This window comes from Streptomyces sp. KMM 9044, from assembly GCF_024701375.2.
Classification (GTDB): Bacteria; Actinomycetota; Actinomycetes; order Streptomycetales; family Streptomycetaceae; genus Streptomyces.
This window is the reverse complement of the sequence record NZ_CP113910.1, coordinates 2,248,811-2,268,288: the sequence shown is the minus strand read 5'-3', so window position 1 is coordinate 2,268,288 and position 19,478 is coordinate 2,248,811. Positions and strand designations below refer to the sequence as shown.

Annotated in this window: 10 protein-coding genes; 4 read left to right on the top strand and 6 right to left on the bottom strand. The window is 72.6% G+C overall.

The window, feature by feature from the left end:
* Positions 1–98 precede the first annotated feature (98 nt).
* The 6 genes from HUV60_RS10020 to HUV60_RS09995 form a co-directional block, all read right to left on the bottom strand.
* Positions 99–878 (bottom strand): transposase, encoded by a 780-nt coding sequence (locus HUV60_RS10020; protein ID WP_257853091.1) that lies wholly within the window; start codon positions 876–878, stop codon positions 99–101.
* The gene (locus HUV60_RS10015) at positions 875–1,558 is read right to left on the bottom strand and encodes a transposase (RefSeq protein ID WP_269441099.1); all 684 of its coding nucleotides are present in this window, start codon (positions 1,556–1,558) and stop codon (positions 875–877) included. The genes HUV60_RS10020 and HUV60_RS10015 overlap by 4 nt, the downstream gene beginning before the upstream one ends.
* A gap of 78 nt (positions 1,559–1,636) precedes the next feature.
* Positions 1,637–5,836 carry an Eco57I restriction-modification methylase domain-containing protein gene (locus HUV60_RS10010; RefSeq protein WP_257847759.1) on the bottom strand — a complete coding sequence of 1,400 codons (4,200 nt, stop codon included), beginning with the start codon at positions 5,834–5,836 and terminating at the stop codon, positions 1,637–1,639.
* Positions 5,837–5,996: 160 nt separating this feature from the next.
* A complete protein-coding gene (locus tag HUV60_RS10005; protein ID WP_257847760.1) occupies positions 5,997–9,191 on the bottom strand; it encodes a DEAD/DEAH box helicase in 3,195 nt (1,064 codons plus the stop codon).
* A gap of 244 nt (positions 9,192–9,435) precedes the next feature.
* Positions 9,436–10,848, bottom strand: coding sequence for a serine/threonine-protein kinase (locus tag HUV60_RS10000; RefSeq protein ID WP_257847761.1), 1,413 nt, complete (start codon positions 10,846–10,848; stop codon positions 9,436–9,438).
* Between the two features lie 163 nt (positions 10,849–11,011).
* A complete protein-coding gene (locus tag HUV60_RS09995; protein WP_269441162.1) occupies positions 11,012–11,449 on the bottom strand; it encodes a hypothetical protein in 438 nt (145 codons plus the stop codon).
* 365 nt (positions 11,450–11,814) lie between these two features.
* Between HUV60_RS09995 and HUV60_RS09990 the strand changes: the two genes are divergently transcribed.
* From HUV60_RS09990 to HUV60_RS09975, 4 genes are all read left to right on the top strand, one after another.
* Positions 11,815–12,390, top strand: a complete 576-nt coding sequence (locus tag HUV60_RS09990) for a hypothetical protein (RefSeq protein WP_257847763.1) — start codon at positions 11,815–11,817, stop codon at positions 12,388–12,390.
* A 94-nt stretch (positions 12,391–12,484) separates the two neighbouring features.
* Positions 12,485–16,309, top strand: a complete 3,825-nt coding sequence (locus HUV60_RS09985) for an ATP-dependent DNA helicase (protein ID WP_257847764.1) — start codon at positions 12,485–12,487, stop codon at positions 16,307–16,309.
* 650 nt (positions 16,310–16,959) lie between these two features.
* Entirely contained in the window at positions 16,960–17,496 is a 537-nt protein-coding gene (locus HUV60_RS09980) for a hypothetical protein (protein ID WP_257847765.1), read from the top strand.
* Positions 17,497–17,817: 321 nt separating this feature from the next.
* Positions 17,818–19,212 carry an endonuclease VII domain-containing protein gene (locus HUV60_RS09975; RefSeq protein WP_257847766.1) on the top strand — a complete coding sequence of 465 codons (1,395 nt, stop codon included), beginning with the start codon at positions 17,818–17,820 and terminating at the stop codon, positions 19,210–19,212.
* Positions 19,213–19,478 lie beyond the last annotated feature (266 nt).

The following is a 19,478-nucleotide window of genomic DNA, read 5'->3' as shown; positions in this document are numbered from 1 at the left end:
GACGGGCCGTCGCGTGACGCTGCGGGGCGTCGGGTTCCACGGGCCCGAGGGTGCTGCGGGTCCTCTCCTCTCCGCTGTCGTCGGGGCGGGGCCGACCGTCAGGTGTGGGCCGGAAGCTGGGTGGCCCGCTGCCAGGCGGTGGCGAACGCCGGCGCCCAGGGCCAGGTGCGGTCGAGGTGGAGGGTGCGTCTGCGTGCGTGGGCGGTGAGCCGGGCGGGCAGGTGGTAGAGCCTCCTGCGGATCGTCTCCGGTTCGGCGGCGGCGAGTTCGGGCTCGTCATGCAGGAGAAGGAGCCTGGTCCATGCGTCGAGGTCCGCGGCGATAGTGGCAGCCAGCACCCAGGCGGCGTTCAGCTGCCAGGACTTCGAGGGCAGCAGCCCGAGGCCGATCCGCTTGATCGCCTTGACACGATCCTCGACCTCGGCATGATCACGGTAGAGAGCATCGACGAACCACACCTGCCCGGAGCCGGACACCCCGGAAAGCCCCTGGTGGGCGGGGATGTTCGTGGCGACGATCTGGTAACGCCAGCCGGTGCGCTGCTCGAACGCGGTCAGCTTCTTCAGATCGCGGCGCGAGGGCTTGACCCGGCGCACGATCAGCCGCATCCCCTCGGGCCAGCCGCTCAGGTCGCGCACCCCGGTCAGCTCGGCGACCTGGTAGGTGACCTTCTGTCCGTCCGGGCCCTTGATCTCGTGGACCTCGCCGTCCTGCCGCAGCGCGTCGTTCCACACGTCCGCGGGCAGCAGTGCGATCGCGGCCTCGTCGGCGGTATTGATGGCCCAGCCGGTCACCCAGCGCACTCGGCGGCGGCTGGTGGTCAGCGCCTGCAGATGCTCAAGGAGGCCGTGGCTGAAGGCCGCGCCGTCGATCCTCACCAGCAGCTTCGACCACAGCGGCAGCGGAGTTGCCGCAGCGCGGCGGCCAGCACCGTCTTGTGGTCGGCGACGTCGTTGGACGCCGCGTTGCCCGGCCGTAGCAGCATGGTCACGCACTCGCGGGTATTGGCCAGCCAGGCGCCCAGCGGGTGATGTCCGTAGCCGCCCTTGAACGTGCCGGCCGCGCCGTCCTTCTTGCTGGTGCAGGTCACCAAGGTGGCATCGAGATCCAGGACGTACCAGTTGGTGAGCGTGCGCCCGCATACCGAGATCCACGGGAACCCACCGGGCCGCAGGGCGAGCAGCGTCCACACCCCACGCCGTATCACGGCGCGCACGCGCTCCACCCGGGCTCCGACAGGGCCGTCGATGGCTTCCAGCGTGCGCCACAGGGTGCTGTCCGAGACCGGACGGGGGAAGAACGGCCTCCAGTGCTGCTGCAGTTGCTCGGCCTGCAGGACATTCCTCGCGCCGAGGACGATCGCGCAGGCCAGCTGGACCAGGGCCATCCCGCGATCCCGCCACCCCGGCCCGACGCCGCGGGGCAGCGCGGCGGCCAGGGCGCGGGTCAGCCCGACCCGGTCCGCGATCCGGTGCAGCAGCACCACGCCCGCATGCCCGACCAGGTTCTTGCCGTCGGCCCGCACAACGAGCCGACGATCCCATTCGGTAGCCTGCACCTGTTGGGTGCCCCCACTCTGCGACGTTCTTGATCTAGGAAGTTCAGATCATCGCAGGTCAGGGGCACCCTTCCGCTATCAGGGCGTCACATCACTGACGGACGGCCCTCGTAGCTGAATACACGAGGCCAATGGATGGACCAGCCAAGACAGATGCTGGAACCCGATGGCCCGCTTCCTGCCGTAGATGTTCACGCTGAAATGCGTGCTGTGGTCGACCGGCTTGGCGAAGAGGTAGAGCTCGTTCACGAAGTCGGCGTGCAGGCGCAGGTGCTGATAGGAGGCACGCCGCAAGGGGCCTTCCTTGGCCCCCGTCAGATGAGTGGACGGATGGATGAGCCCCACGGCTCCTCTTTCTCCCGTCGACCTCCACGAGAGCAGCATGAACCCGCGGTACACATCCGGCTGCGTTCCGACGAGCTCCGGACAGGTGTCAGCCGAGGCCAGGAAACCGGAAAGCCCCGCCGCCCCCGCCAGCTCCCCCAGAAACGCCGACCGCGCGTCCCCCCGCTCCAGCACCGCCGACTTCCGCTCGGCCCACGCCTCGTTGCCCGGCTTCTCCGCCAGTTCGAACCACGGCTCGAACTCGGCGAGGACCTCGCTCTCCTTCCACTCCTGCTTGACCCACGGCGGATTTCCCACCATCACGTCGAACCCGCCCTCCGCGAACACGTGGGCGAAGTCCAGCTCCCAGTGGAAGAACCCCCGGTCCCTGGCGATCTGTACGGCCGTCCCGTGCCACGGGAACAGGTCGCCCAGGTCGAGGAAGGACACCCAGGCCGACAGCCGGGTCATCCGCCCGTCGAGTTCCTGCTCGAAGGTGTCCAGGTCCCGCAGGCCGGTCACCTTCGGCATCTCGAACAGCGAGGTCGTCCCCCTGGCTCTGGCCTCCGCCTCCGAGTCGGCGTCGACGCGGCCGACGAGGGCCTCGGCGAACTCGATCCAGTCGTCCAGGGACCGCAGGGCAACCCGGCGGTCCCCGCCGCCCCGGGGGGCCTTCTTCAGGTCCCGGCCCTCACGGAAGTAGTCCGGTGCCGTGCCGTCCAGCAGGGCGACCTGCTCCAGCGGCCAGAACCACAGGGCGCACCAGGCGTCCATGAGCTGCCGCAGCCGCCAGTACGGGCTGCCCGGCGCGTGCAGGGCGGCGACGACCGCCGCACGGTCCATGATAGGTCCGCCCGTCCCACCGGACGGCGCGTCCGCGCCCCACACGGGAACCTGCCGCGCGATCTCCCGCTCGGACAGTTCCAGACGGAGCCGTACCAGGCCCCACAGGTACTCCACCCGCTCGGCCAGTGCCATCAGCCGGCCCGTCTGGGACCGCCCGCCGGGCCTTTCGTCGTCCTCACCGCCGCCGGTGGCCGTCCGGGCGGACACCTGGGCGGCCCGCGCCGCCGGCACGGAAGCGGCCGGGACGGCCCGGGCACCGGGGCCCCCGGAACCCTCCGCGCCCCCGGAACCCTCCGCCTCCCCGGACCCGCCGAAGTCCAGCCCCGCCTGCTCCCAGATCTCCAGCCCCAGGTCGAACGCCCCCTGCCCGGACCGCGCCTCCGACTTCGCGGCCCGTTCCTGCGGCGTGGACCGGACCACCTGCGCGGCAGCCGACGCGCCCGCGCCCGCCCGCTTCGACGTCTTCGAGCCCTCCGGCGCACGCCGGATACGCGACCGCCACCGCTTCAGCGCCTCGATCCGCTCAGGCTCCAGCCACTCCGCGACCGCCCCGGCCACCACGCTCACCGGCGTCCGGTCGGCCGCGTTCTTCTTCGGCCTGCGCACCGACACGGACTCGGCGACCGAGCCCCAGCCCAGCGCCGGCAGCAGGAACTGGTGCACCGACCGCCCCGGCAGCTTCTCGGGGAACGGCAGCACACGCGGCTTCTGCTGGCCCCCGGACTTCAGCCAGCCGCCCTCGCTCAGCCCCTTGCCCGGGTACACCTTCCGGGACGCGCCGACGAGCGAGTTGCCCCGGTGCAGGTGCAGCCCGTACCAAGGGGCCCGCATCCCGGGGTACATGGTGTTCAGCCACAGCGAGATCTCCGCCAGCTCCACCGCCGTACGGTTCAGGTCGACGCCGTAGGCGTTGTGCAGGGCGATGTACGCCTTCGCCTTCTGCAGTTCGCGCGGATACTCCTCGGGGTCGATCTGCTCGCCCCGCTCGTGCTGGGCCAGCCTCAGGTACAGCTCGGCCAGCTGGTTCACGGCCTCGTTGAGGAACGCGCCCGAGCCCAGGGCCGGTTCGCACACCCGCCAGCGCAGCACCTCGGCGGCCGTGACCCGGGACTTCTCCGGTGCACGGGGGTCGGTCCGGCCCTGGTCGTCGAGCCGGAAGCGCAGGGTCTGCTCCACCGTGGTCTCGGTGAGGGACTTCGGGGTGTAGTAGGAGGCGCTCGTCTGCCGCTCGCGGCCGGCCAGCCGGTAGACGTACGAACCCACCGGATGCACCACCGAGTCCGGCACGCCGGTCTCCGGATTGATGTCGTCCGCCTTGACGAAGACGCTGTCACCCGGCGTGTCCGGGTACAGCCCGGAACGCACCTGCGCCTTGCTGATCAGCCAGCTCCCGCCCTCCGGGTCGCCGCCCCTGGCGACCTCGTACAGCGGCTCGGTGGCGACTAAACCCGAGTACGCCATCAGGCCCTCGTACACCGCGCCGAGTTGGTCGATGCTCAGGTTCGCGTAGCTGATGAAGCCTCCGCGTCCCTTGCTGCCCCTGCCCTCCACCAGGGTCAAATGGCGCAGCACCTGGTGGAGCACCTCGTTGCGCAGGCGCAGGTCCAGCGGCTGTGCCGGGGCGGGAGAGCCGTCGGGGCGCACCCGGTCCGGGTAGGGGACGCGGCGGCCGACCAGCCTTGTCGACTCGGGGTCGAACAGGCGGGAGCGCAGGGCCTCCACGCGGACGTCGTCGTGGCCGTCGTCGGCGGCGAGCGCCGGCGCCTCCTCGGCGAGGACGGAGGCCGAGGCGCGGTCGGTGACGGTCCCTGCCAGCGGATGCCCGTGGTAGACCCGGTCGAAGAGCAGGGCGAGGGACTCGTGGAAGTGGTGGCCCCGGCGTGAGGCGCTGCCCAGCCTGTCCGGCACGGCCAGCTCGCGCAGCCGGGCCACGCTGTAACCGGTGGCGTACGCCTCCGACTTCACCGGCAGGATGTTCAGCTCCGGCCGGGCCTCCGCGTACAGCAGGAACAGGATGCGGTACAGGTAGCGCAGCGACTCCTCGGTGAGCAGGCGCGGCAGGTCGCCCGGCTCACGCAGCTCGTCGGGCAGCCACTCGGGCAGGTCCTCGGGGTGCACGCCGCGCTCGGTCCGGGCCCGCTCCAGGACCTCGTTGGCGATGAGCTGCACCGACTTCTGGAGGCCGACGCGGAGTTCGGCGGTGACTCCCACCGAGTGGTCCCGGGAGGCGGCGACCAGACGGGCGATGCCGTCGTCCGCGCCGCTCTCGCCGGGCCGCAGCGAATCCGCCGCGAAGAGGGCTGCGATCAGGTCGATCTCGTTCGCACGCGCACCCTTGGCGGCCTTGCGGGGCAGCGCGGTGTCCAGCCGTACCGCCAGACAGCGGCCCCGGGAGAAGGCGTGCCGGTCGGCGAGGATCACCACGCCCCCGAAGAGCAGCAGCGCGTAGCGGGGCGCGTTCTCCGAGTTGAGCAGCCAGGATGCCAGCTCACGGACGGTGGTGAGGGTCTTCGACGCGGACACCCGCACCGGCACCGGCAGGAGGTTCGCGGTGCCGTCGCCCCGGGTGGCGTCCAGATCCTCCGCGAACCCGCCCGTCAGGACGACGATCCCGGGCTCGTGATGGGCGACGGGGGCGGCGACGGGCCCGGTGGGGGTACGGACGGCGAAGTGACCGGGGGAGGGGGTGAACCCCAGGGCGGACAGCAGTCGGCGGTGCCAGCCGTCCAGTGCCTCGCGCCACTCGTCCTCCACATCCGGTACGTACGGGTCGTCGGGGTCGTCCGTGGTGGGCACCGAGGGCTGGAAGACCGGCGGCCCGGCGTCGGGGCCGACCGCTCGCAGCACCTCGGCCGCCGCGAGCTGCGAGGCCATGGCGGGCGCGTACGGCAGCCGGTTGTACTTGTCCGCCTCCGGACCGAGCACGGCCCGTACGTCCATGTACGGGCCGGTCAGGTCGCGCAGCGCCTGCCGCGGCGTGGGCACACCCTGCCGCTCCAGCGCCGCCCACTCCTTCAGCGGGCCGCTCGCCAGCTCCTTGGGCAGGATGTCGTCCAGGTAGAACGAGGGAAAGTACTCGTTCTCGTTGATCAGGGAGTCGAACGTCATGCCTGCGGCTCCTGCCGACTGCTCGGAAAGGGGAGGGGCGGGGGTGGCGCCGACACCACCGGGGACGCGTCGGACGTGAAGGGACCGGCGCGCCGGGAGGCGGCCCGGCGCGCGCGGCCACCCCTCGGGCGGCCGGCGGCGCGACGGGGAGCGGAGCCGGTCATGAACCGGCCTCCAGCACGGCCAGCACCCGGACCATGGGCTCGCCGGCCGTCCGCAGCCGGGCGGCGAGCCGGGCCAGCCGGTCCGCCGCCTCCCGCTGTTTGGGCTTGCCGCCCTCGAAACCCGGCAGCGTCTGCTGCCGCCACGCGGCGATCCCGCGTTCGAGGTCGCGCAGCGGGCCGTCCACCCGCTCCTCCGCCACGTCCCTGACCCGTTGCATCGCCCGCCGGGTCTCCTCCACGGCGGGACGCACCAGCGGCTGGAGTGTCGTCGCGGCGTCGGAGGGGGTCCAGTGGTCCGGCATCCCCGGACCCACTCCGAGTGCCGCGAGCAGGCCGGGGGTCAGCTCGCGGGTGCGGGGCGTGCCGGAGCCGAGTTGGTCGATCGCCAGCCAGACCACGGCGGTGGGACGGCCCTCCGCGTTGGACCACACCCCCTGTGTCAGGAACACCGGGTCCGGCGCCTTCTCGGGCCCCACCTGGAGCACCAGGGCCTGCTGACGTCCGTACTCCACCAGCACCCTGTCGGTGATCCACTCCACTACCGGGTGCAACTCGCCCACGTAGTGCGCGTCCGGCCACAGCGACGTCGAACCGGCGTCCTCCCGGGCCCGCCGCAACGAGTCGGCGGCGTCCTCCCGGCTGAACGTGAGGTTGATCCGCCGCGTGATGCCCTGGTCACGGACGTATCCGGGCGGCAGGACGTCGAAACGGTCGGCCAGGTCCCGCGGCGGCTCGAAGCTCAGGTCGGTGCCCGCGACGGTGAGCCCGGCCCGCAGCCCGCCGAGGTCCGGCAACTCGGCGAGACCGGCCAGGACGAACTCCTGCCGGTTGCGCTCGGGGACCCCGGAGAAGAAGCGCAGCTCCTCGACCGTGGGGATGTCCGAGGCGGGGGCCTCCGACGAGCCCGTGCCCGAGGCCGCCCCCCTACCGCTGCCGTCCTCCTCCGTCCCCTCGCCGTCCGCCGGAGGGGCGAAGTCCCCGAAGTCGTCCAGGTCGATGTCCAGGTCCAGTCCGGAAGCGGCGCCGAAGGCGCTCCCGTCCGGCGTACCGGCCTCGGTCACCGTCGAGGCGACGTGGGCCGGAGAGCCGACGGGTGCGGGGCCGGTGCCGAACTCGCTCATCGTCAGCCGCTCGACCGGTAGCGCGGCGGCGTCCGTTCCCGGTGTCCCGTCACCCTCACCCGACGCGAACGCCTCCACCGGGACCGCCTCCAGGTCCGCCACTGCCTCCTCGGACGTGGCCCGGCCCAGCAGCGCCTCCATGACCCTGCGCTCCTCGCGGTCCCCGTCGTTCTCCCGGGTGACGGCCTCCACCGCGCCCAGCACCTCGTGCACCCTGGCCTCGCGGGCCAGCACCTTCTCCGCGACGGTCCGGTCGTCGAGCGCCCCCTCGACCCCGCTGGTGAGCAGCAGGGCGCGGAACTCGGGGCGGCGGGTCTGGCCGTAGCGGTCGATACGGCCGTTGCGCTGCTCGACCCGGATCAGGCTCCACGGCAGGTCCCAGTGGATCAGGTGGTGGCACTGGCGGTGCAGGTTGACACCCTCTGAAGCGCCGTCACCGGTGAGCAGCACCCGGATGTCCCCGCCCGCGCGGGCGAACTCGTCGACGTGGCCCATCTGGACCGTGTCGGAGACCCCGCTGTGCATCACCTTGACGGCGGCCTCGCCGTCCTTCGGGTCCGACCAGCCCAGCAGCGGCGGCAGCACCGTGCCGAGCCAGTTGAGGGTCTCGCGGCGCTCGGAGAACACGACGGCGCGGGCCGCGCGGCCCGGCCCCACCTTCACCTCGTCCCGCAGCTCGGCGACGAGTCCGGCGAGCTTGGCCGAGACGCCCGTACCGTCCGCCGCCGTCAGCTCGATGCGCCGGGCCAGCTCGGTGAGCCGCAGCAGGGACACCACCTCGCGCGCCGCCGGGGACTCCGCTGGCCCCGCCGGGGAGGGGTCCGCTACCTGCTTGTGGCCCTCGGGAAGCGCGTGCCCCAGCGTGGCCAGCTTCTCGCGGGCCGTCGCGAACAGCGCCCGGTGCGAGGAGAGGAACGACTTCAGCAGCACGTACGGGAAGAGGCGCTCGTCGCCCCGGGCGCCGGACCGGCCGGCCCCGGGGTCGGACAGCCACACCGCCGCCAGCTCGGCGAACACCTCCTCCTCCAGCTCGCTCGCCCTCACCCGCAGGGGGCGGGAATCGCCGCGGGGCGCCCACTTGTCCTCCAGCACCCGTGCGACCTCGTCGCTCACCTTGGTCCGCCGCACCATCAGATGGTGCAGTTCCTCGGCCCGGGGGCGGGCGGCGTCCCGCACCGCCATCGGGTCCAGCAGCCGGACCAGGCCGGTGAAGGCGCGCATCTCGCCGTTGTGCGGGGTGGCGCTCGCCAGCACCAGCGCGTCGGTCTGGCGGGCCAGCACCTCGGCGAGCTCCCGGCGGTCGCTGCCCCGGTTGAGCAGATTGTGCGACTCGTCCATCACCACGGCGTCCCACTCGACGTCCCGCAGCCAGGGCCCGTAGCGCTTCTGGTTCTTCAGGGTGTCCATCGACACGATGACGCGCTTGTAGTAGGTGAACGGGTTGCGCCCCACCGGGATCTTCCGCTCGATCCGCGAGATGCCGGCGCTGTCCAGCCGGACCAGGGGCAGGGAGAACCGCGTCCACATCTCGTGCTGGAACTGCTCCAGCACGGGAGCCGGCGTCACCACCAGGATGCGCTCACCACGGCCGCGCCGGATCAGCTCGCCCAGCAGGATCCCGATCTCCAGGGTCTTGCCGAGGCCGACGACATCGCCGATCAGCAGCCGCGGCTGGAACCGGTTGGCGAGGGCCTTCACCGCGGGCCTCAGCTGGTAGTCCAGCCGGTCCAGCAGAAACCCCTCGGTCAGCGCGAGACCCTGCTCCCCCTGCGGGAGCGGCAGCCTGCGTCGCACCGCTTCGAGGAACAGCCGGCCGACCCGGTACCCGTCGGACCCGTCGACCTCCAGCCTGGTGTCCTCCGGCCGCAGAACCCGCGGCATGCCGTCGAGTGCCGTCAGGAACCGGGCGCTGTGCCCGCGGACCAGCTCCGAGGCGCCGATCGCGTCGATCGCGTACTCGCCCGCCCGCAGCTCGTCGCTGCTGCGTACCAGCCATTCCTCGTCCCGGACCTCGATCAGCGTCCCGGCCGGGGGCGCGCCGGAGGGAAGACCGGAGGCGGTCTCGGACATGACGGACGTTCCTTTCGACGGAGGCCGCGGGGCGACACCCGGGTCGCGGGCACGGTCTCGGTGTGGGTTTTCCTTTGTACCGTTCGCCGCCCGTCGGCCGGGCGGGCACCCCGGAATCGGTCACGGCGGCGGGGACGCCGTGCAGGGGGGCGGCGTCGTCACGTGCCCCGCACGGCGGGACCGGCGTGACCGAGCCGTCGACGGCGGGGACACCGGCCATCGGTGTTCCCGGCCGGTACCCCGCTCACAGACGTCCGCTGTGCGCGTACGCGCGACGCAGGGACTCCGCCGCCTTGAGCGCGGCCGGCGGCGGACCGGACGTCGTCGGCTCCGCCGGCACCGGGGCCGGCGCGGGCTTCGGCGGAGCCAGACGGTAGCTGGTGACCTTGGCGGGGTTCCCCGCGGGTGCCCCGGTTCCCGGCGTCCGCACCGCCCCCTCGTCCACGACGGTCGGTACGTACCCGGCGGGAGGAGCGTCGTCGGGCGCAGGCGCAGGCGCAGGCGCAGGCGCAGGCGCAGGGGCGTCGGCGACGTCGGCCGCCGGAAGCTGCTCAGCGTCCTCCCCGGCCAGGAACTCGGCGAACAGGTCGTCGGCCGGCGCCCACGGCGCGTCCGGACGGTCGCCCTCGTCCACGGCCCGCTGGGCGGCCGACCGTACCTCGGGGTCGGGCCCGTCGGCGAACGCGCCGGGGGGAAGGACCGGTACGAGCCCGGACGAGTCGACCAGGGCCCGGAGCTGTCCGGCCGCATCCTGCGGGGTGAGGCCGTGCTGGGCGAGCAGCTGCACCAGAGTCTGCTCGATCTCACCGAGCAGCGGCCGCTGGACCGCGACGTGCACCAGCATCCGGGAGAGCAGCGGTACGAAGGGCGACGGCACCCGCTCCCAGCCGGGCTCCACCGGAATGGGGCCGTGAGGGAAGGCCACCCGGCCCGTCGCGGTGTAGTAGAGCACCGCGCCGAGAGAGTAGACGTCGGCCGGCTCCTCGACGTGCTTGGCGTCGGTCGCCTGCTCCAGGGACATGTAGGCCGGGGTCCCGAAACCCGTACCGGTCTTCGTCAGCGCCTCGGCGCTGTCGCGTTCGGTCAGCACCGCCAGACCGAAGTCGAGTACCGCCGGGCCGTCCGGGCCGATCGCGATGTTGCCCGGTTTGAGGTCCCGGTGCAGCAGTTTCACCTCGTGGATGGCGCGCAGGGCCTCGACGAGGGCCAGACCGACCGCCGCGTACGGGCCGACCTCCAGCGGGCCGCGGGCGTGCACGAGGTGGTGGAGCGTCGGGCCGTGCACGTAGTCCATGGCCAGCCAGGGCCGTGCCGCGTCGGCGTCCGACGCCAGGAGGGACGGCACCCGGGCGCTGACGACGGTCCGCATCGTCTCTATCTCCTGCCCGAAGCGGGCACGCGCCTGCTGCTCGGAGTGCTCGCTGCCGTCCGTCAGCCTGTCCGGCTTGACCACTTTGACCGCGGCGAGCACAGGACCACCGTCCTGCCGCTGGTCGACGTCCGTCAGGTGACAGGCCGCCTCCAGTTCCGGCGGGAGGTCCTCCAGCCGTAGCCTCCGCGCCAGATAGGTCCTGCCCATGCCTCCCTGACCGAGCACGGCGAGCAGCTCGAACGGGCCCAGCACAGCCGGGTCCCTCTCCATGTCCAACGCCTGCATGCCGCTCCGCGTCCCCCGTCCCTCGTCCTTGGATCAGATCCGGCCGGCGGCAGAGGAGCGGCTCGGGAGCCCGTGCGGTTCCCGGACGGCCGCGTCGCGCCGACTACGCACACAGCGTGTCGATCAGTGTACGGACGTAGTAGCCATGATCGGCCGGTTCCGGTCAGGTTCCGTCATGCCACTCGGTCCCCCGCGTGTAGCCGGCGAGCCGTTCCGATCGTGGTCCGAGCAGCGGCCGCAGCTCACGGGTGAGCAGATGCGCGTCCGCCGGCGGAAGGGTGAGCGACGCCCGCCGCATGCGTACGCTCCAGGAGCGCTCGTCCGGGAAGACCTCCAGCCGCGGGACCAGGTCGGCGAGCACGACACCGTCACGCACCGGCGCCAGCCCTTCGATCCGCAGGGCACACCCCGAGGTGAAGCGTCGCTCGCCGAAGACGACCGGTTCCGGGAGCGTCTCGACGGGCGACGTGACGACGGCCAGTCCCATGGCCCGGCCGCGGTCACGTGTCGGATTCCGGTAGCAGCCCCGCGTCGTGCAGAGAAGGGCCTGGTCGCCCTCGGCGGGCAGCCCGCTCGCGGCCCGGCTGGCCGGAAAGGCCAACCGCTGGGCCCCCAGGACCTATGCCGGCGGTTCACGGTCACTGATGATCACCAGTTGAGTCGCCATACCCTCGTCCCCGCACCGTACGGCTGGCCCCGTGCCGCACCTCGTCGAGCCGCACACGCCGACGGCACACCACCCTGACCGTGTCACGCTTCGTCGACGGGATCATCATTTCCCCCGCCAACTCCGTGCATCAGGTGCTATATCCGATGCAGGACGAACGGATGTGGTCACCGGCCGCGCCGCCCCGAAGGCGGGGGCCCGGGGCACTGCGACATTACGGACTCCGAATGTCACAGCCCTTGAACGTCCTCAGGCCCGCGATGTCCCCCGATCCTCGGTTCCGCACAGGAGAAGGCACTTTGACCGTACTCGGCTCCACCCTCACCTTGAAACACGCTCGCGACTACGTCCCCAGGCAGGGCACCACGACCTCCGGCGCCCAGGACGCGGGGTTCGCCACCGAATGGCACCTTCAGGCCGCCGGCCGTCCACGGCTGACGATCCACGACACGCGGTGGGACGGAGGCGAACGGGACGTGGTCCTGCAACAGGGCGCGCTGTTACCGGAGATGCCGGCCGGACTGGCCAACCTGCACGGCCGGCACCGGGCCGGGATCACCGAGGTGTCCGCGGAGCGTCGGCGGATCACTGCCTTCCTGTCCCTGCCCCAGCCGAACGGGCGGCCGAAGCAGAAGCGCGCCCTGACCACGGCGCAGCTGGCGCAGGGCTGCGGGGCTCAGCTCCTGTGCCGGCTGGTGGCCCGCCCCGGCGTGTCGCTCAGCCCGTCCTTCGATCCGGCGGACCCGCAGGACACCGAGCGGTTCCAGCACGCGATCGTGTTCGAGGACGAGGACCGGGAGACACCCGTCGTCGCCTACGTGCTCACCCGCCTCATGCCGACGCTGAGGCAGACCGGCTGGACGGGCGACACGTGACGGCGCCCCGGACCGGCGGCGGCCATCCGGCACGGCCGCACGCGGAGAGCTCCGCGACCCGAAACCGTACGAACCCGGCCGACAGGACACCAGCATGAGCGGCGTGAAGCATCTGTCGATGAGGATCCCGTGGCGGGACCGCCCCTGGGACCAGTTCCTCTGCGACGACCCGAAGGGCAACTCCTCGTGCACCCTGCTCGCGGCGATCGGCAAGGGCCGCGACGACGCGTTCGAAGCGGAACACGCGGGCGCCCCCGTCGGCAGCCTGGACCCCGACCGGCTGCCCTGCCTGAGTGAGCGGGCCACCTTCATGTCGCCCGTCGGGTACACCGTCGTCAAGGAGCACCCCTACAGCCACAACCAGGCGCTGCGCGGCAGTCTGCTCCCCACGTCCCTCAGCGTCCCCGGGTACGCGTTCGAGGCCATCCCCTTCCGCTGGCTGAACCGCGCCTCCCTGAACGACGAGATCGGCCACGCCAGGGTGCCCGCCTTCGACCAGTTCGCCGAGGACCACACCGACCGCGTCCTGAACTCCCGTGCCGCCTGGGTGATGGACGGTGACAACCAACAGGCGGTCATCGAGTCCTTCTTCGAGCCGGTCGCACCACGCGACAGCCTGGTGTTCGTCTACCTCAAGCACTCCCCGCTCCAGGAGCAGCGCACCGACCGCCTGCTGGTGGGCGCCGCACACGTCACGGGCCTGACCCGGCCGCCGATGTGGAACCAGGCCGGGAAACCGCCGTTCGACTCCTCCATGTGGGAGACGATCGTGCAGCACTCCCTGCGCCCCGGCATGACGGAGGGAGTCCTACTGCCCTATCAGCAGCTCGTGCCGCTCCTGGACGGGGGCGCCGACATCGACAGGGCACTGGCCTGGGCGCCCGAGGGCCGTGACGTCGAGTTCTCCTACGTCACGGAACACCTCTCCGACGACGCCGCCATCGAGGCCCTGGCCTCACTGATGTCGGCCGCCGAGGGCATGCGCGAACTGGGCCTCGCCGTCCCCGAGTCCGCCACGACCTGGCTGACCGAGCAGACCGAACGGCTCTGGCAGCTGCGCGGTCCGGTCCCTGGCCTGCCCGGCGTCCTCGCCCTCATCGGGGTCCAGCGGCCACACGTGGCCGCACGAGCGGTGCTCACGGAAGCCGGCGAGGCCACCGATCCGTGGGACCTGCTGCACGGCGTCTTCGCCGATCCCGCGCGCGCTCCGCGGGCACTGCGGGCTCATGTCGGCCCCCTCCAGGCACGGGTCTGGAACAGGATCCCGGCCGAGCGCCGGGCGGTTCTGCGTCTGCTGTCCGGGTTCGACATCGGCCCGGACCAGGTGCGCATGCTGCTCGACGGCGACACCGAGGTCGAGACGACCGCCGAGGAACTCCTGGAGAACCCGTACTACGCCGCGACCTGCACGTACGGCCAACCCCTCCACGTCCCGTTCACCACCGTCGACCGCGCGGTGTTCCCTCCGGCGCACGTCACCTGGCGACCGCCCGTCCCGGACGAGGTGGGCCTCGGCGACCCCCTGGACCGCCGACGCGTCGAAGCACTCCTCACCGAGGTGCTGGAGCGGCAGTGCGACCAGGGGGACACCCTGATCCCCGTCGGCGAGGCCCTGGAGCACATCCGGCTCATGGCACCCACGGGGCTCCCGGCTCTGAACCGCGACATCCTCACCGGACTCGGCCTGGACCACGACGGGGTCGTCGACTGCCCGGACTGGTCACCGCTGACCGCCGTCCGGCTCGACGACGGCGCGCCCGCCTACAAGCTGGACCGGCTGGAGGAGACGGCGAACGTCGTCCGGGACTGGGTGGCGGCGCAGCAGGCACGCCCCGCGCTGGGCGGGATCGGTGACGCCCGCGCCGTACTCGACGCCGTACTCGACCGGGACAGTGACCGGGACCGGGACGGCTCCGGCGACGCCGCGCACGCCGCCGAGCTGGAGGAGCGGGCCCGCACGGAGAAGGCCGCGGGGCTCGCCGCCCTGCACGACGCACGCCTGTCCGTCCTGGTCGGACCGGCGGGCACCGGCAAGACGACGCTGCTGCGGGCCCTCGTCGACTACCCCGGCGTGGCCGCAGGGGACGTCCTGCTCCTCGCCCCCACGGGCAAGGCGAAGGTGCAGCTGGAGACCAAGGTCGGGCGTCCGGCGAAGACCCTCGCCTCCCACCTGAGCGCCACCGGCCGCTACGACGCCGACAGCGGCCGGTACCTGGTACGGGGCGCCGACCGCCCCCGGCGCGGCTACGGCCTCGTAGTGATCGACGAGGCGTCCATGCTGACGGAGGAGATGCTCGCCGCGACGCTGGACTCGTTCACCGGCGTCAAACGGCTGATCCTGGTGGGCGACCCCCGCCAACTGCCCCCGATCGGAGCCGGACGGCCGTTCGTTGACCTGGTCGACAGACTGTGCCCGGACGACTTCCCGACCGCGGTGCGGGTCGCCGCCGGATACGTCGAGTTGCAGGTGCCCCGACGCCAGTTGCCGGACGGCAGCCACGGCACCCGCCACGACCTCGAACTCGCCGCCTGGTTCGGCGGGGGCACCCGCGGCGCCGGCGACGAGGCCGTCTGGGACGAACTCGCGACCAACCCCGACCTTCCCACGCTCCAGTACGTCCCCTGGGGCGGGCGCACCGCCGTGCAGGCCCTCACGGACGCCCTCGGCCAGGTCCTCGGTCTCGGTGATGCGGAGGATCCCGTGCGGGCGTTCGCCCTCACCTACGGCGGCAGCGTCAACGGCGACCACCTCAACTGGCAGCGCGGCGCGGGCATCCGCGCGGAGGCGTGGCAGATCCTCTCGCCCACCCGTTCCCGTGCCTTCGGGACGGTCGAGCTGAACCGACACATCAAACGCGTGTACCGGGCCGGCGACACCGAGTGGGCGAAACGGTACCGGCGTGCGAACATCCCCTTCCCGATCGGGCCCGAGGAGATCGTGCGCGGTGACAAGGTCATGCAGACGACCAACAAACGCATGAAGGCGTGGCCGCGCGAGAACGCGATGGACTACGTCGCCAACGGGGAGATCGGCGTCGCCCTCGCCCGGCCCACGCCCCCCGCCAAACGGAAGAAGCACACCCTGAAGCTCGGTGTGGAGTTTTCCTCCCAGCCCGGCCACGAGTACAGCTACCAGCCGTCGGACAAGGACGACGCCCCACTGGAGCTGGCCTGGGCCGTCACCGTGCACAAGTCGCAGGGCTCCGAGTTCGGCACGACGTTCCTGGTCCTGCCCGCCAGGGCCAACCTGCCCAGGGAACTTCTGTACACGGCGCTGACCCGGCAGAAGGACAGAGTCGTCATCCTCCACGAGGGCACCCTGGCGGACCTGCGTGCCTTCGCCCACCCGAGCAACTCCGAGACCGCCCGTCGGCTGACCGACCTCTTCGAGGCACCGCAGCCGTTCGCCCTCGACGTACGGGGGCAGACCCGCCGCTTCGACCGCAAACTGATGCACGTGTCCGCCGACGGGACGCCGATGGCCTCCAAGAACGAGGTCATCATCGCGGGCCTCCTCGACCGCCTGGCGCCGGGGCGATGGCTCTACGAGGAGCCGCTCACGGGCGCCGACGGCCGCGTCGTCCGCCCCGACTTCACCGTGGCCGCCGAGGACGGCCGCACGGTCTTCTGGGAACACGCCGGCATGCTCGACCTCCCCGACTACGCGCGCACGTGGGAGCGCAAGAAGGAGTGGTACGCGAAGAACGGCATCGAGCCGTGGGAAAAGGGCGGCGGCCCCAACGGCACCCTGATGTGGACCGACGACCTCGACGGCGCGGACGCCCGGGCCTGGCTCGCGCTCGCCTCCCAGGTCCTGGACGCGGAGCCTGCGGACTCCGGGTCCGCGAACGTGACCGGGGCCGGGGCCGGTCCGGTGAGAAGGGCCAAGAAGACCGCCGCCCGGCGGAGGAGGCCGTGACCGCGCCGCCGGCACCCGCCCGGTGGCGTGCGCGTACGGTCCCCCCGAAGGACGAGGGACCGTACGAGGCCCGGGTGAGCGCGGGGAAGCGCGGAAGAGGAACGACGGGTCGGTGAACGGGGGCATGCTGAACGACGGCGCGGCGAAGGGCAGGACAGTGCACGGCGGGACGACCCTCAGGGCCGGGGCGCTGGCCCTCCTGCTCGAACCGCTGAGGGTGGACGCCGTGGTGGGCCCGGCCGCACTCCAGCGCTTCGCCGAGGACGTGGCCGCGGTCGCCCGGGCGCGGGGGTACCCGGCCCTGCCGGCGTCCGGGAGCACTCTCCCACCGGTGTCCGACGCGGTGGTGACCTGCGCCGAGGCACACGAACTGATCCGCCTGACGACGGCCCGCGGGCGGGTCCCGGCGCCGGACGGGGGCGGACACCTCAGGGAGCTGCGACGGTTCGACGGACTGCGGAGCCGTCTGCCGGCCCTGGAGGGCGTGCCGGTGGAGGCGCTCCGGGCGGACGCCGCGGCGCTGGCGGTCGCAGAACGGGAGCTGCCCAAAGCAGGCGAACGACCTCGAAACCCCCGGGACGACGCCCGTCGCGGCGCCGAAGGAAGCGTCCCCGCTGGCTCAGGGGGTCAAGGGGGCGGCCAAGAAGGGCGTGAAGACGGGTGCCGCGAAGGCGGGGGAGTGGCTCGGGAGGGTCAAGGACGGCGGCCACGGGCCGGGAAGCGCGGCGGCCACCGTCGTGGACAAGCTCAACAAGCACGGGGTGGGACGGAAGATCCTCGACGCCGGTGGAAAAGTCACCGACGGCGCAGGGAAGTTCAAGCCGTGGGGCAAGACCAAGGCGGCCGGAAAGGTGGCGGATGCGGCGGGCCGGGTGCAGTGGGCGCTGGCGGTCATGGGGCCGCTGACGGACCTGGCGGGCGTCGTGCAGGAGCAGGGCGAGTGGAGGGTGGTCAACAAGCGGCGGCAGGAGGTCAGGGGCCACTTCGCCGAGCAGGCACGCGCACAGCGGAAGGCCCTCACCGAGGCCGGCACGCGGTACGTGAACGCGTGGATCGCCCTGGTGGAGCAGTCGCTCGGCGGCCTCACGGAGCCGGGTGCGAGGATCAACGCCGAGCGTGAGGCGGCGCTGAGGGCGATCGAGGACCTCCGCGACGAGACCGCGCGGCTTGCCGGGCCGGCCCTGTGACCGACCGGACGGACCAGCGGGCCGAAGGGCCGGGGCCGGGGAGCAGGCGGACCGGCCGGCCGCGGGACGGCGAGTGGGCAGTGCGGGTGTGCGGGCCGGGGGGCCGGTTGTAGCGGTCGGTTGACGGCGTTCCAGCCGCCGTACCGCTACCCGGCACTCGCCACCGGCTTCCGGCACGTCACCGGCGTATCGCCGCCTCGAGTCCGCTCGCCCGGCGGGCAGGCCGACACGGGCGCTCCGACGCGGCCCCGCTGCGGCTGACCGGGAGGCCGTGTCCCGTCCGGACCGGTCGGCCCACTGGTGTCCCGTTAGCCTGTCGGTATGACGGAGCACGTCGTGCACCACGGTGCGAAGGGTCTGGTCACTCCGGAGGAGGCGGACGCACTGTGGGCCGTTCTGACGGCCGACGGTACCGTGCCGGCGGTCGCCGGGCCGTTCACCCACCGGCCTTCCCCCGCCCGGGCGGGGTATGTCCTCGTCGGGTGCCGTGTCGTCACGGCGGTTCAGGTGGGCGGGGACCGGTGGCGTGTTCCGGAGGCCCAGGTGCGCGAAGCGGCGGCGGAGTTGAACGCGGTGCGGATGGACCGGCGGGACCTGGTCCGTGTCGGTCCCTTCCGCGCGTCGCAGGGGCCCGCGTACGACGAGGAGACACGGATGCGTTGGCGGCGGCGCGTCGCGGACGAGCTGGCGGAGCCGGCCGGTCCCGGGCGCACGGCAGGTCGACCGACTCACCTGGCGGGGATCGACTGGCGGCGGGTGCTGGTGGAGCGCGACCGTGCCGGGACCCGGACGTGGTGGCTGCCGCGCACGGTGGTGAGGCTGCTCGACGCGGCCGAGCACGCCGAGACACGGTGGCTGCGAGCCGAGGCGATCGGTGAAGGGGACGTGGCCGGGGGACCGACCGCGACCGCTTCTTCCCCCGCCGCCCGGCAGGACGTGGGAGCCGATGGCGGGCCGGCGCCGCGCTTCGCGGGTCCCGTGTCGCCACCGGATCCCGTGGAGCAGGGCGTGTCACAGCCCTCCGAGGAGGCCACCGCTCCGCCCCGCCCGTACGGGAAAGAGCTCGAAGGCCGTCGGTACTCCGTGCTCAGCAGAGAGCCCGGCATCACGGAGAGGGTGGCCGGGTGGCTCTGCGCCGTCTGCCTCCGTGTGCCCGCCGCGGTCCTCGACCACTGCCACGAGCACGGCTATGTCCGCGCCCCCGTCTGCCAGTCCTGCAACACGCGGGAACGTCCCGACCACCTCTACGCCACCGACGCCCGCGTCACGGACCGCTGCCTCCGCCTCTTCCGCACCGACGCCGAGACATGGCTCCGCCACTGGCACCGCTGCACCGGCTGTCGCGCGCGCACCGTCCTGCCGCTGCCGCACCTCGCCGCGTGGACGGCGTTCATCGCCTGCCGGTCCCTGCGCCCGACCCACCGGACTCCGGGCGGACGCAAACCCTGCGGAGCCCTGCGTGTGTCCTGGACGGGCAGTCAGAACACGCCGCGAGCCTGTCTGCTCACCGTCATGGTCGACTTCTGTCCCTCCGGCGAGCACCGGATCCTGGCCCGGGTCCCCTACCGCGAGGCCGTCCGGTTGTTCCACGACTGGCTGGCCGAGACGGCCCCCGCCGTGGCCGCTGCGGCCGGTCCCGACCGGGTGGACGGCCTCCCGACCCAGCCCCGCCCGGTCGTCGTGGACACCAGTGGTGACGGCTTGGCACTGTTCTGAGGCGGTGTGCCGCGCACGGCGAGGCGGACTCCGGCGCCATGGCACGGGCTGAACCGCCCCGTATGGCGTTGCGTACATCCCGGCAGGCGTCGGCGTCGTCGGCGCGGCCGGTGGTCTCGGCGCAGATGCGGCAGTGCTCATGGCGCTGTGCGTGCCGGCTGCACAGATCGTGACTGCGCCGGCAGACGATGAGGCATGCCCCGACTGCGCGGTGAGCAACGTGTGGCGATCCGCGGGAACCAGCCGCTCCTTCCTTCCGACTGTTG